Source organism: Pseudotabrizicola formosa, assembly GCF_002900965.1.
GTDB lineage: Bacteria > Pseudomonadota > Alphaproteobacteria > Rhodobacterales > Rhodobacteraceae > Pseudotabrizicola > Pseudotabrizicola formosa.
In genome coordinates, this window is the sequence record NZ_PJOM01000002.1 from 1319624 (window position 1) to 1332454 (window position 12831).

Annotated in this window: 13 protein-coding genes and 1 tRNA gene; 8 read left to right on the plus strand and 6 right to left on the minus strand. The window is 64.1% G+C overall.

Annotation, left to right across the window (positions count from 1 at the left end):
- The first annotated feature begins 32 nt into the window (after positions 1-32).
- Positions 33-1079 (plus strand): LacI family DNA-binding transcriptional regulator, encoded by a 1047-nt coding sequence (locus CXR43_RS10285; protein ID WP_103333843.1) that lies wholly within the window; start codon positions 33-35, stop codon positions 1077-1079.
- A gap of 38 nt (positions 1080-1117) precedes the next feature.
- Here the strand turns inward: CXR43_RS10285 and CXR43_RS10290 are convergent.
- The 4 genes from CXR43_RS10290 to pdxH form a co-directional block, all read right to left on the minus strand.
- Positions 1118-1194 (minus strand) — tRNA-Pro (locus CXR43_RS10290).
- A gap of 42 nt (positions 1195-1236) precedes the next feature.
- The gene (locus tag CXR43_RS10295; RefSeq protein WP_103333844.1) at positions 1237-1719 is read right to left on the minus strand and encodes a DUF192 domain-containing protein; all 483 of its coding nucleotides are present in this window, start codon (positions 1717-1719) and stop codon (positions 1237-1239) included.
- Positions 1689-2222 (minus strand): cold-shock protein, encoded by a 534-nt coding sequence (locus CXR43_RS10300; RefSeq protein WP_103333845.1) that lies wholly within the window; start codon positions 2220-2222, stop codon positions 1689-1691. The genes CXR43_RS10295 and CXR43_RS10300 overlap by 31 nt, the downstream gene beginning before the upstream one ends.
- Positions 2223-2335: 113 nt before the next feature.
- On the minus strand, positions 2336-2938 hold the full coding sequence (gene pdxH, locus CXR43_RS10305; protein WP_103333846.1) for a pyridoxamine 5'-phosphate oxidase: 603 nt from the start codon (positions 2936-2938) through the stop codon (positions 2336-2338).
- Positions 2939-3048: 110 nt separating this feature from the next.
- Here pdxH and fabI point away from each other — a divergent pair, with 110 nt between their 5' ends.
- From fabI to CXR43_RS10340, 7 genes are all read left to right on the plus strand, one after another.
- Positions 3049-3870: an enoyl-ACP reductase FabI gene (gene fabI / locus CXR43_RS10310; protein WP_103334188.1), complete on the plus strand. Its 822-nt coding sequence runs from the start codon at positions 3049-3051 to the stop codon at positions 3868-3870.
- A gap of 18 nt (positions 3871-3888) precedes the next feature.
- Positions 3889-4500 (plus strand): LysE family translocator, encoded by a 612-nt coding sequence (locus tag CXR43_RS10315; protein WP_103333847.1) that lies wholly within the window; start codon positions 3889-3891, stop codon positions 4498-4500.
- A gap of 11 nt (positions 4501-4511) precedes the next feature.
- Positions 4512-5015, plus strand: a complete 504-nt coding sequence (gpt, locus tag CXR43_RS10320; RefSeq protein WP_103333848.1) for a xanthine phosphoribosyltransferase — start codon at positions 4512-4514, stop codon at positions 5013-5015.
- Between the two features lie 98 nt (positions 5016-5113).
- The gene (locus CXR43_RS10325) at positions 5114-6307 is read left to right on the plus strand and encodes an aminotransferase (protein ID WP_103333849.1); all 1194 of its coding nucleotides are present in this window, start codon (positions 5114-5116) and stop codon (positions 6305-6307) included.
- Positions 6308-6373: 66 nt separating this feature from the next.
- Positions 6374-8242 (plus strand): peptidylprolyl isomerase, encoded by a 1869-nt coding sequence (locus tag CXR43_RS10330; protein WP_103334189.1) that lies wholly within the window; start codon positions 6374-6376, stop codon positions 8240-8242.
- A gap of 43 nt (positions 8243-8285) precedes the next feature.
- Positions 8286-9794: an anthranilate synthase component I gene (gene trpE / locus CXR43_RS10335; protein WP_103333850.1), complete on the plus strand. Its 1509-nt coding sequence runs from the start codon at positions 8286-8288 to the stop codon at positions 9792-9794.
- Positions 9795-9953: 159 nt separating this feature from the next.
- Positions 9954-11432 carry a DegQ family serine endoprotease gene (locus CXR43_RS10340; protein WP_103333851.1) on the plus strand — a complete coding sequence of 493 codons (1479 nt, stop codon included), beginning with the start codon at positions 9954-9956 and terminating at the stop codon, positions 11430-11432.
- A 100-nt stretch (positions 11433-11532) separates the two neighbouring features.
- On the opposite strand, the gene CXR43_RS10345 is transcribed toward CXR43_RS10340, so the two are convergent.
- Complete coding sequence (locus CXR43_RS10345; protein WP_103333852.1) at positions 11533-12186, minus strand: HD domain-containing protein; 654 nt, start codon at positions 12184-12186, stop codon at positions 11533-11535.
- The gene (locus CXR43_RS10350) at positions 12183-12725 is read right to left on the minus strand and encodes a peptidoglycan-binding domain-containing protein (RefSeq protein WP_246831337.1); all 543 of its coding nucleotides are present in this window, start codon (positions 12723-12725) and stop codon (positions 12183-12185) included. The genes CXR43_RS10345 and CXR43_RS10350 overlap by 4 nt, the downstream gene beginning before the upstream one ends.
- Positions 12726-12831: the final 106 nt, after the last annotated feature.

Genomic DNA, 12831 nt, shown 5'->3' on the forward strand with positions numbered 1-12831 from the left:
GCATAGTCAGACAGCAAAATGGAAAAACCCCAATGGCACCGATTCCCCCCGGGAAAAGCGGCAAACCCAGCCGCCGCATCAGGCTGGACGATCTTGCGAAGGCTTGCGATGTGTCGATCGCCACGGTGTCGCGCGCCCTGTCCGGCACGCCGGGCGTCCGGCCCGACCTGGTCGAAAAGATCCAGCGCAAGGCGCAGGAGTTTCGCTACGCCCTGCCCTCGACCCTTGCCGGTCAGCGCTTGCTGATTCTTGCCAGCCGCGCCGCCATGGAAGACTATGCGCGCAGCCAGTTTACCCTGAATGTCATGCAAGGCATCGAGGAACGCGCCCGCCTGCTACGGGCCGAGGTGATCACCGAAGCCATCACCTCGACGGAACAGGAACGACAGGCCCTCGCACTGGCCGCGACCGACCCGCGCGTGACGGGTCTGCTGTTCCTGACACTGGACGACGAAGACATGCTGACCGCCGCCCGCAGGTTTCGCAAGCCGGTGGTTCTGGTCAACGGGGATGATCCGCTGATGCAGCTGTCGTCGGTTGCGCCGTCAAACCGGGCTGCCGCCAGCATGGCCACCGATTACCTGATGCGGCTGGGGCACCGCCGCATCCTGTTTCTCAGCCGCAGGGGCCGCCGCACGATTGAACGGCGGGCCGAAGGCTGGCGAGACCGAATGACCCTGGGCGGCGCGGCATTCGATCCGGGACTGCAGGTGGATGTGGCAGACTGGCTGCCTGATCACGCCGCAAAAGCGCTCCGCGACAGGGTCAGCGCCAAGGGCCTCGACTTCACCGCCGTGCTGTGTGCCGGCGACAGTCTGGCGCTTGGGGCAATGCAGGGCCTGGCCTCACTGGGGATCAGCGTCCCCGATCAAGTGTCGGTGCTGGGTATGGACGGTCTGGCCCAGGGCGCATTCTTCTCGCCTGCCCTGACGGTTCTGGAAATTCCGATGCGCCACATCGGATCGGCGGCAGTTGATCTGCTGCGCGACCTGAGCCTTGGGGCGCATCTGCCCGCCCGCCGCATCGAACTGGCCTGCCGGCTGGTGGAACGCAAATCCTGCGCCGCCGTCGCCGGTTAGGGTGCCCGGAGGGCATGTCAAACGACTAAAGAAAGAAATGGTCGGGGCGGAGGGATTCGAACTCTCGACCTACGGTACCCAAAACCGTCGCGCTACCAGGCTGCGCTACGCCCCGACTGAATGGGGTCTTAGCGAATGCCGCGGGGGATGAAAAGGGCTATTCCGCACAAGACCATGCCGGATCTGCAATTGACGGGTGGCGCAGTTCGGCACCGGCAGAAATTCCCATGCGTGCGGCCAGCCCGCCGTTGATTTCGAGCACCAGCTTGACCCCCTCGCCGCCATCGATCGTGGTCAGATCCTGTGGCTTGGCATTGGCATGCACCTTTGTCACCCGGCCCGCGGCATCGGCAAAGATCATATCCAGCGGGATCAGCGTGTTCTTCATCCAGAAGGTTGCCCGTCGGGGGCTGTCATAAATGAACAGCATGCCCGCCGATTGCGGCATGTCTTCGACAAACATCAAGCCGCGGCTGCGTTTGGCATCCGTATCGGCAACCTCAACCGCAAAGCGCGCCTGACCACCCGGCCAGCGCAGCTCCACCTGATCGTCACGGCAGGCTGCGCTGACGGTCCCCACCATCAGCACGAGTGCCGCGACAGATCCGATCAGCGCTCTGCGCGCGATGCTGCTTCCCATGATGCCACCTGTACCGCCATGCGCCCGCGCCTGCCCTCGATGATCCGCAGGCAAACCGCTTCCCCTGCTTGTAGATCGGCAAAGCCCGACATGCGCAACACTTCGACGTGAATGAACACATCATCATTGTGGCCGAACACATTGGCAAAGCCAAAGCCCTTGGCTTTATCGAACCATTTCACCCGCGATGGTTCCAGCGCAAGCGCGGCGATCTGTTCGGCCGACATCAGAGTGCCTTCATCGGCCAGTGGCAAGGCCACCCCTGCCGGTGCCTGCACCGAGACAACCTCGACCGCCTGTGCCCCGCGCGGACTTTGCTGAACGCGAACGCTGATCATCGCGCCATCAGACACGGAGTTCTGACCATAGTTCCGCAGCACATTGGCATGCAGCAGAATATCGCTTTCAGTCTCGTTCGAAACGATGAACCCAAACCCCTTCGCAGGGTCAAACCATTTTACATGGCCATGCACAATATGCGTGGCCGTCTCTTCATCAGTCATAGCAGAGCCGTTCCCCAGATTGACCCCAAACGCCGTTAAGACGCTATCCCCGGACGGGATTCAAGCACATTTCCGCAAGACCGGCCCGATCCCTGCGCCGAAAAAGTCGACACTCAAGGATTCAAGCGCACGATCGCCCAAGTATCCTGCGTGGTCTGCCGTGTCCAGCGGAAGCGATCGTGCAGCCTGAAGGCCCCGTCCGCCCAGAACTCTATCTCAACCGGCCGCAGGCGGAAACCTCCCCAAAAGGATGGGCGCGGCGGATGGGTGCCTTTGGTTACCGTCAGTTTTGCCACCTCAGCCATCAGATGCTCCCGGCTGGACAACGGCTGCGACTGCTGGCTGGCCCAGGCCCCCAGCCGCGATTTCAGGCTGCGGCTGGCATAATAGGCATCGGCCTTCGGGCCCTCCTCGCGTTCGGTGACGCCACGCACCCGGATCTGGCGGCGCAGCGACTTCCAGTGCAGCACAAAGGCCGCCTTGCCCGCGGCCTCGATCTCCTGCGCCTTGCGGGACTGGTAATTGGTGTAGAACACAAAGGCGTCCTCCTCGATGTCCTTCAACAACACCATGCGCACATTCGGCATCCCGTCCTGGTCCACCGTGGACAGGGCAATGGCATTGGGATCGTTCGGCTCTGTCGCCTCGGCTTCCGCCATCCAGGCCCTCGCAATGGCAAACGGGTCATCGCCCGCGAAAATTCCGCCTCTGTCCATGATATCGGTCCTTACCTTGCGCGAAAGCTGCCCGCAGCCTCTGGCTTGAACGCGCTTTGCCTTTCGCCTACACGTCTATCTCAATGCGAGAAATGTGCGAGGGGCAACAGATGTCAACAGGACTTATGGCGGGCAAGCGCGGGCTGATCATGGGGCTTGCCAATGACAAGTCCATCGCCTGGGGCATCGCCAAGACCCTTGCCGACCACGGCGCCGAACTGGCGTTCTCCTATCAGGGTGAGGCGCTGAAAAAGCGCGTGGGCCCGCTGGCAGCCTCACTGGGCGAGCCGCGCCTGTACGAATGCGACGTCGCCAACGAAGAAAGTATGGATGCGCTCTTTGCCTGGCTCGAGGCACAGTGGGGCACGATCGACTTCGTGGTCCATGCCATCGGCTTTTCCGACAAGAACGAATTGCGCGGCCGCTATGTGGAAACCTCGCGCGCCAACTTCCTGATGTCGATGGATATTTCGGTCTATTCCTTCACCGCCGTCTGCCAGCGCGCCGCAAAGCTGATGCCAAATGGCGGCAGCCTTCTGACCCTGACCTATTATGGGGCAGAAAAGGTCATGCCGCATTACAACGTGATGGGCCTGTGCAAGGCTGCGCTTGAGGCGAGCGTGAAATACATCGCCGAAGACCTTGGCAAGGACGGCATCCGCGTCAATGCCATCAGCGCCGGCCCGATCAAGACGCTGGCCGCCTCCGGCATCGGCGATTTCCGCTACATCATGAAGTGGAATGAGCTGAACAGCCCGCTGCGCCGCAATGTCACACAGGAAGAGGTCGGCAAGGCGGCCCTTTACCTGATCTCCGATCTGGGGTCCGGCACCACGGGCGAAAACCTGCATGTCGATGCAGGCTATCATGTGGTGGGCATGAAGGCCGTCGATGCGCCCGATATCGATGTGGTGACAGGCCGTGGCGACTAAGGGCACAGGGCGGGCGCGATGACGCTGGCGGCGTTCCTGGCGGTGGCGGCTTTGCTGACCATGGGCGCGGTCAGCCCCGGCCCGGCCGTGCTGATGTCGGCGCGCACCGGGGTGACTGAAGGGCTGCGCACGGGGTTTTTCCTGGCCATGGGCATCGGTCTCGGCGCGGTGATCTGGGCGGCCTTGGCGCTGTCGGGTCTGGCGGCGCTGTTCAAGATTGCCCCCGCCCTCTTGTGGGCCTTCAAGATCGTGGGCGGGCTCTATCTGATCTGGATGGCGCTGCAGATGTGGCGCCACGCGTCCGACCCGCTGCCCGACACCACCGGCCTGCCGCCACGATCTGCGCTGTCCGCCTTCCGGCTGGGGCTGGTCACGCAGCTGTCGAACCCCAAACCCGCCGTGGTGCTCTCGGCCATCTTCATCGGCACCGTGCCGCCTGACACCCCGCTCTGGGTGCTCGCCTGCCTGCTGAGCTTTCTGTTCACGGTGGAAACGCTGTGGAACACCTTCGTCGCCCGCATCTTTTCCCTGCCCGCCACGCGGCGGGCCTATGTCGGTGCAAAATCCACCATGGACCGCTGCTTTGGCGGTCTTCTCGCCCTGCTCGGCGCCAAGATCGCCGCCACCTGAAGGAGCCTGCCATGAACGACCGCCTGCCGCATGAAAAAGGCTTTCACGTCAGCTGGGACCAGATTCACCGCGACGCCCGTGCGCTGGCCTGGCGGCTGGATGGCAAGGGTCCGGACAATGGGGCCTGGAAGGCCGTGGTCGGCATCACCCGCGGCGGCCTGGTGCCCGCCATGATCGTCAGCCGCGAGCTGGATATCCGCGTGGTCGATACCATCAGCGTGAAATCCTACAGCCATCAGGCCCAGACCGAGGCGCGGGTGATCAAATCGCCGCAGGGCGATCTGATGGGCGATGGCACCGGCATCCTGATCGTCGATGATCTGGTCGACAGCGGCAAGACGCTGGAACTGGTGCGCAAGCTGTATCCACGCGCGCATTTCGCCACCGTCTACGCCAAACCCTCGGGCCGCCCGCAGGTCGATACCTATATCACCGAAGTCAGCCAGGACACCTGGATCTTCTTCCCCTGGGACATGGCGCTGCAATATGTCCAGCCCTATCGCGGCACGGACTGATCTTGCGCCTGCCCCCTGCCATTATCTGTTTCCAAATATCCCACGGGGGTCCGGGGGTGTGAAACCCCCGGTTCCGCCACAAGCCAAAAGGCGCAGACATGACCCAGCCGCTCAACCCCGCCATGGCCGCCACCGAAGCCCCCCCGGTGATGGAGGCACGGCGCTGGTTGCAGGGGGTCACCTTTCCGGCTGATCGCCCGCTGATCAACGTGTCGCAGGCCGCCCCGGTCGAGCCGCCGCCGCTGGCTTTGCGCCAGGCGATTGCAGAGGCCGCGCTGACCAATGATGCCGCACATCTTTACGGCCCTGTCCTGGGCCTGCCCGAGCTGCGCGCCGAAATCGCGGGGCAATGGTCTGCCCTTTATGGCGGCACCATTGACGCGGCCGAGGTGGCGATCACCCAAGGCTGCAATCAGGCCTTCACCGCCGTCATGTCCACCCTCGCCGGTGCGGGGGATGAAGTCATCCTGCCAACCCCATGGTATTTCAATCATAAAATGTGGTTCGACATGCAGGGCGTGCACACGGTGGCGCTCAACACCGGGCCGACGCTGATCCCCGATGCCGCGGCGGCACAGGCGCTGATCACATCAAAGACCCGCGCCATCGTATTGGTTTCGCCCAACAATCCCGGTGGGGTGGAATATCCGGCGCAGACGCTGGCCGCGTTCCGCGATCTGTGCCGTGCTCATGGCCTTGCGCTGATCGTCGATGAAACCTACCGCGATTTTGACAGCCGTCACTCGGTAGACCTGGGGGGCCGGCCGCATGATCTGTTTGCCGATCCCGACTGGTCTGACACCCTGATCCAGCTTTACAGCTTTTCCAAGGCCTACCGGCTGACCGGCCACCGCGTCGGCGCGGTTGTGGCCAGCACCGCGCGGCTGGCCGAGGTGGAGAAATTCCTCGACACCGTCGCCATCTGCCCCGGCCAGCTGGGCCAGTTTGCGGCTCTTTGGGGCATGCGAAACCTTGGCCAATGGGTCGCGGGCGAACGCGATGAGATCCTCAGCCGCCGCCGCGCGATGATCGACGGTTTCGCGCAGATGGACGGCTGGCGGCTTCTGGGCTGCGGCGCCTATTTCGCCTATGTCGAACATCCCTTTGACCTGCCGTCGGATCAGCTGTGCAAGCGGCTGGTGTCCGAAGCCTCGCTGCTGATGCTGCCCGGCACCATGTTCCAGCCGCCGGGCTCGGATGCCGGCAAGCGGCAGATCCGCATCGCCTTTGCCAATGTCGATGCGCAAGGGATCACGCAGCTGTTTGCACGGCTCAAAGCCTTTCGGGCCTGACATCCTCTTGTTCCGCTTTGCCTTACCGCATAGACAGTCGCAAAGCAGGTTCCAAAGGGGCAGATGATGGCCAAAGACAGCGACGATAGCCCGCGCAAAAAGGGCAAGGGCAGCCAGATTGTGGTCTGGGCGCTGATGGCCATGTTGGTTGTCGGCCTTGGTGGCTTTGGCGTCAGCAATTTTGGCGGCGGCCTGACCAGCATCGGCCGGGTCGGAGACCGCGAGATCGACACCAACACCTATGCCCGCGCCCTGCAGCAGGAACTGGCAGCGCTGACGGCACAATTCGGCCAGAACGTCACCCTTGCACAGGCCCAAAGCCTTGGGGTGGACCGGCAGGTGCTGCAATCCATCGTTGCCCAGACCGCGCTCGACAACGAGGCAGACCGCGTTCGCCTGTCGGTCGGCGATGCGGTGATCGCGCAGCGCATCACCGAGACCCCGGCGTTTCAGGGCACCTCCGGCCAGTTTGACCGCGAAAGCTATCGCTTTGTGCTCGACCGCAACAACCTGACGGAAAGCGCTTTTGAAGCCGGACTTCGGGCCGATGTCGCCCGCCAGTTGCTGACCGGGGCGATTGCGGGCGGCTTTGTGGCCCCGGCCCCGCTGACCGACACCCTGTACAACTGGATCAGCGAACGGCGCGGCTTTTCGCTGCTGCAACTGACGGCTGAGGATCTTGCCAGCCCGGTTGCCGAAGCAGATGACGCAACCTTGCAGACCTTCTATGAGGCAAATATTGACGCCTTCACTGCGCCCGAGGCCAAGCGCATCCGCTATGCCGCTCTGCTGCCCGATGAAATCGCCGCTGACCAGCCAGTGGATGACGACACCCTGCGCCGGATGTATGAGGCCCGCATCGCCGAATTCGTACAGCCCGAACGGCGCCTTGTCGAACGGCTGATCTACCCCTCGGCCGAAGCCGCAGACGCGGCCAAGGCCCGCCTCGATGCGGGTGAGGCGTTCGAGACTCTGGTGGCGGAACGCGGGCTGGAACTGGACGACATCGATCTTGGCGATGTGTCGCGCGAAACCCTGGGTGCCGCCGGTGACGCCGTGTTTGCCTTGGAAAGCCCTGGCGTGGTGGGTCCGTTCGACAGCGATCTGGGCCCGGCCCTGTTTCGCATGAACGCGATCCTCTCCGCTCAGGAAATCACCTTCGAAGACGCCCGCGCCGACCTTGCCATCGAAATGCAGACAGACGCGGCCCGCCGCGCCATTGCCGACCGCGTCGAAGCGATCGATGACATGCTGGCCGGAGGATCAACGCTGGAAGAAGTGGCGCAGGATCAGGGGATGACCCTTGAGACGGTGGATTATGTCGCCTCCGAGACCGCACCCGAAGGCATTGCCGGCTATCCCGCCTTCCGCACGGCAGCGGAGGCTTTGGCCGAAGGCGATTTCCCCGAGGCGGTGTTGCTCGCCGACGGCGGCGTTGTGGCGATGGAATTTGTCGAACTGGTTCCGGCGGCCCCGATCCCGTTTGAAATTGCCCGGGACGACGTGCGCGCGGCCTATGCCGCCGATGCCACCGCCAAGGCGCTGGCGGATCGTGCCATAGAGGTGAAGGCCGAAGTCGAGGCGGGCCAATCGCTTGGGGCCTTTGGCATCGTGCGGCGCACCGCCAATATCTCGCGCGAAGGCTTTGTCGAAGGGGCCCCGCCCGAAGTCTTGACGGCGGTCTTTGCGATGGCAGCGGGCGAGGTCCGGGTCATCGAAGCGCCGGGCTTTGTCGGCCTGGTGCGGCTGGACGAGGTGCTGCCTGCCGCCCAAGAGGGCGAAGAGGTGGCCGCGCTGAAATCCGCCATCGCAGCGCAGGTCGAACAGGCCCTGGCGCAAGACGCGCTGCAACTGTTTTCCAGCGCATTGACCGATGAGGCCGGGATCTTTCTTGACCAGAACGCCATCAATGCTGTGAACGCGCAGTTCAACTGACTGCGCCCATTTGCCCGAACACTCAGGCCGAAAGCTCCGACCGATGATCCTCTCCCCCAGTTTTGAAGAGTTTGAACGCAACTGGAGCGCGGGAAAGAACCAACTGATCTGGGCCCGTCTGGCCGCCGATCTGGACACGCCGGTCAGCCTGATGCTGAAGCTGGGCGAGGCCCGGCCCGACACGTTCATGCTGGAATCGGTGACCGGCGGCGAGGTGCGGGGCCGGTATTCGATTGTCGGGATGAAGCCCGATCTGATCTGGCGCTGCAACGGCGAAGCCTCGGAAATCAACCGAGAGGCGCGGTTTGATGCGGCGGCGTTCCACCCGCTCGACGGCCATCCGCTGAAAACCCTGCGCGACCTGATCGCCGAATGCGCAATCGATATGCCCGATGGCCTGCCCGCCGTTTCGGCCGGGCTGTTCGGCTATCTGGGTTATGACATGATCCGGCTGGTGGAACATCTGCCGGATGTGAACCCCGATCCCATCGGCCTGCCCGATGCGGTCTTGATGCGCCCCACCGTGATTGCGGTGCTGGACGGTGTGAAGGGCGAGGTCACCCTCGTCTCTCCGGCATGGGTCGCAGGCGGCCTGTCGGCCCGTGCGGCCTATGCGCAGGCAGCGGAACGGGTGATGGACGCCCTGCGCGATCTGGACCGCGCGCCCCCGGCGCAGCGCGATCTGGGCGAGGCCGCCCCGGTGGGTGAGCCAGTGTCGAACTTCACCCATGACGGCTACAAGCAAGCGGTGCAAAAAGCCAAGGATTACATACGCGCCGGTGACATCTTTCAGGTGGTGCCAAGCCAACGCTGGGCGCAGCGGTTCGAACTGCCGCCCTTTGCGCTTTATCGCAGCTTGCGCCGCACCAACCCGTCGCCCTTCCTGTTCTTCTTCAACTTCGGGGGCTTTCAGGTCATCGGGGCCAGCCCTGAAATCCTTGTGCGCCTGCGTGACGGCGAGGTGACGATCCGCCCCATCGCCGGCACGCGCAAACGCGGCGAGACGCCCGAAGAGGACCGCGCGCTGGAGCTTGACCTGCTGGCCGACCAGAAGGAACTGGCCGAACATCTGATGTTGCTGGACCTTGGCCGCAACGACGTGGGCCGTGTCAGCCGCATCGGCACGGTGCACCCGACCGAACGATTCACCATCGAACGCTATTCCCATGTCATGCATATCGTCAGCAACGTGGTGGGGCAGATCAAGGAAGGCGAAGACGCCCTGTCGGCCCTGCTGGCCGGTCTGCCGGCGGGCACCGTCTCTGGCGCGCCCAAGGTGCGGGCGATGGAAATCATTGACGAACTGGAGCCGGAAAAGCGCGGCATCTATGGCGGCGGCGTCGGCTATTTCGCCGCCAACGGTGAAATGGATTTCTGCATCGCCTTGCGCACCGCCGTTTTGAAAGATGAAACGCTTTATGTGCAGGCCGGAGGCGGCGTGGTCTATGACAGCGACCCCGAAGCGGAGTTTCAGGAAACCGTCAACAAATCCCGTGCCTTGCGCCGCGCGGCCGAAGATGCGGGTCTGTTCGCGCGGCAGGGCAACCGCTGAGCCGGGGCCACACGCGGCCATCACAAGGCTTTGAGGGAACGTAACAGGGTTTGCATTGCAATTGGCCGTGCTTACCTGATGATGTGTTACAGTCTGCTGGCGACCCGGCGCGCATATCCGCGCCTTGGGCCTGCCGTCCAAACAATAAGGAGTTCGGGAGTGCAGTCCAAAGCCATACTCTATTCCAGACACCCGGCGGTTCTTGCCCGGGGCCGCGCCACGCTGATGGCCATCGGCCTTGGCCTTGCGCTGGCGCTGGGTCAGGCGCAGGGGGCCTTTGCCCGCGCGCCCGACAGTTTCGCTGACCTTGCGCAGCAGATCAGCCCCTCGGTGGTCAACATCACCACCTCTGCCGTGGTCTCGGGCCCGGCATCGGGTGGGCCCATGGTGCCCGAGGGCAGCCCTTTTGAAGATTTCTTCCGCGATTTCATGGATCGCAACGGTCAGGGCGGTGGCGAAAACACGCCACGCCGGTCTGAAGCGCTGGGGTCCGGCTTCGTGATTTCGGAAGACGGCTATATCGTCACCAACAACCATGTCATCGAAAACGCCGATGAGATCGAGATCGAGTTTTTCTCGGGCACGCGGCTCAAGGCGGAACTGGTGGGCACCGACCCCAAGACCGACATCGCGCTGCTGAAAGTGGAAAGCGACACCCCCCTGCCCTTCGTCACCTTCGGCAACTCCGACCTCAGCCGCGTGGGCGATTGGGTGGTGGCCATGGGCAACCCGCTGGGTCAGGGCTTCTCGGTCAGCGCCGGGATCGTCTCGGCCCGCAACCGCGCCCTGTCGGGCACTTATGACGACTACATCCAGACCGATGCCGCCATCAACCGTGGCAACTCGGGCGGGCCGCTGTTCAACATGGATGGTCAGGTGATCGGCGTGAACACCGCCATCCTGTCGCCCAATGGCGGGTCGATCGGCATCGGCTTTTCGATGGCATCGAATGTTGTCACCAAGGTGGTGGATCAGCTGAAGGAATTCGGCGAAACCCGTCGTGGCTGGCTGGGCGTGCGCATTCAGGATGTCACCCCCGATGTGGCCGAAGCCATGGGTCTGACCGAGGCCTCGGGTGCGCTGGTCACCGATGTGCCGGATGGCCCGGCCAAGGACTCGGGGATCATCGCAGGCGATGTGATCACCCTGTTCGATGGCCAGCCGGTGCGTGACACCCGCGACCTGACCCGCCGTGTCGCCGACAGCCCGGTGGGCGAGGCGGTGCCGGTGATCGTTCAGCGTGATGGCCGGTCCGAAACCTTGCAGGTCACGCTTGGCCGCCGGGAAGAGGCCGAAGCCGCTGAAACCCGCCCCGCCGCCGCAACCCCGGAAGATCCGGTCGAAGCCGAAATTCTCGGGATGACCCTTGCGCCGGTGACCGATGAGATGAAAGAACAGCTCAGCCTGCCCAATGATGCCGAAGGGCTGGTCGTGGGCGCGGTTGATCAGACCTCCGAGGCCTATGCCAAGGGTCTGCGCGAAGGCGACATCATCACCGAGGCCGGTCAGCAGCAAGTGCTGCGGGTCAAGGATCTGGAAGACCGCATCACCGAGGCGCGTGATGCCGGGCGCAAATCCATCCTGCTTCTGGTCCGCCGTGCCGGTGACCCCCGCTTTGTGGCGCTTGCCATCGAGTGATCCCACGCAGGCAACACCATCCAACGCGCGGCAGTCCTCCGATTGCCGCGCGTTTTTTTGGTCCCGCCGGGAGGAAAGGGCGGACCATGCGCCGGTCGGCCTAGAAGAACGACCCGCCACCGCCGATTTCACGCAACAGCCGCGCCCGAAAGCTGAACATCCATTCGGTGCGCTCTTCTGCCATCGCGCGGCCCGTGGGCGTCTGCATGGTCTGGGTCAGACCGAACAGCTTGACCTCCAGATGGTCCAGCGCATAGGCGCGGTCGTTTAGCGGGCGGTGCTGCGCCAAGGGGTCATCCGGGTGAAACAGCGCGCCCCCCATCGACCCGGCCACCGCGAACATGCGCGCAAGACCGATGGCACCAAGGGCCTCCAGCCGGTCGGCATCCTGCAACACCCGCGCCTCGGGGGTTTGCGGCGTGATACCGGCGGAAAAGCTGTGCGCCTCGATGGCATGGGTCACCAGCGCAATCCGCTCTGTCCCCCAGCCCTGCGCCCTCAGCCAGCCCGCCGCCGCCTGAGCCGAGCGCGCGGAGGCTTGTGCGCGATCGAGCGCATCCTTGGGCAGGTTGACCGCATCATGAAAGATCACCGCCATCTGTAACGCCTGAACGTCCAGCCCCGGTGCATCCCCCATGATCGCCTTGGCATTGGCCCAGACCCGGTCGATATGGCCAAGGTCATGCGCAGCGTCCCGCGCCTCGCCCCAAAGCCGGATCAGCTCTGCCCGGGCCGCTGTTGCAAGATCGGTCATCCTGCCTCCAGATCGATGGTTACCAGCCCCAGCTCACGCGCGGCCCCAAGCGACAAGCGGTCACTTTCCAGCCCGCGGTCGGCCTGAAACCGGCGCAAGGCGGCGCGGGTTGGAGCATCCATCTGGCCGGTCAGCGGCAGCAGATACAATCCCCGCGCCTTCAGCGCCCGTTGCAGGCTGGCGATGAACTCGACCGTCATGTCCTGCGGGCAAGGGCTGCGGAACCACACCTGTTCCCGGTTCTGCACGATATTCTGCCGGGTTTCCGAGCGGAACACGGCGGGTGCCAGAACGCGCCCGTCCTTGTCGCGCCGTGCATCAGACACCATCGCCTGTTGCGTCACGGTCTCTATCACCATGGGCGTCACGTCCGATGCCCAGCATGCGCCCTCCGGTCCGGTCGGCGGGCCAGACCCCGTCAGCCGCACCAGCTCTGCTGCCAGATCGGCGCGATCGGGGGCCTTGGGGGTGCCGACCGGCTGGCAGGCAGCAAGCAGCAGGGCAGCCCCCAACAGGGCCAAAGGCGCGCGGCGCATCATCGGGGTATCACATCCTGCCTGCGCCGGTTGCTCCGGCTCTCTGGACCATAGCCTAGCACAGCACCTCGCCCTGGCCTAGCCGCGCTGCCCCGATGACCGGCGCGGC

What these genes read in the sequence shown, in the direction of transcription:
- CXR43_RS10350 (WP_246831337.1), bottom strand. Translation starts at nt 12,725, where the DNA reads ATGATGCGCCGCGCGCCTTTGGCCCTGTTGGGGGCTGCCCTGCTGCTT.
- CXR43_RS10330 (WP_103334189.1), top strand. Translation starts at nt 6,374, where the DNA reads ATGGCCAAAGACAGCGACGATAGCCCGCGCAAAAAGGGCAAGGGCAGC.
- trpE (WP_103333850.1), top strand. Translation starts at nt 8,286, where the DNA reads ATGATCCTCTCCCCCAGTTTTGAAGAGTTTGAACGCAACTGGAGCGCG.
- CXR43_RS10325 (WP_103333849.1), top strand. Translation starts at nt 5,114, where the DNA reads ATGACCCAGCCGCTCAACCCCGCCATGGCCGCCACCGAAGCCCCCCCG.
- gpt (WP_103333848.1), top strand. Translation starts at nt 4,512, where the DNA reads ATGAACGACCGCCTGCCGCATGAAAAAGGCTTTCACGTCAGCTGGGAC.
- CXR43_RS10315 (WP_103333847.1), top strand. Translation starts at nt 3,889, where the DNA reads ATGACGCTGGCGGCGTTCCTGGCGGTGGCGGCTTTGCTGACCATGGGC.
- CXR43_RS10300 (WP_103333845.1), bottom strand. Translation starts at nt 2,222, where the DNA reads ATGACTGATGAAGAGACGGCCACGCATATTGTGCATGGCCATGTAAAA.
- fabI (WP_103334188.1), top strand. Translation starts at nt 3,049, where the DNA reads ATGTCAACAGGACTTATGGCGGGCAAGCGCGGGCTGATCATGGGGCTT.
- CXR43_RS10295 (WP_103333844.1), bottom strand. Translation starts at nt 1,719, where the DNA reads ATGGGAAGCAGCATCGCGCGCAGAGCGCTGATCGGATCTGTCGCGGCA.
- CXR43_RS10285 (WP_103333843.1), top strand. Translation starts at nt 33, where the DNA reads ATGGCACCGATTCCCCCCGGGAAAAGCGGCAAACCCAGCCGCCGCATC.
- pdxH (WP_103333846.1), bottom strand. Translation starts at nt 2,938, where the DNA reads ATGGACAGAGGCGGAATTTTCGCGGGCGATGACCCGTTTGCCATTGCG.
- CXR43_RS10345 (WP_103333852.1), bottom strand. Translation starts at nt 12,186, where the DNA reads ATGACCGATCTTGCAACAGCGGCCCGGGCAGAGCTGATCCGGCTTTGG.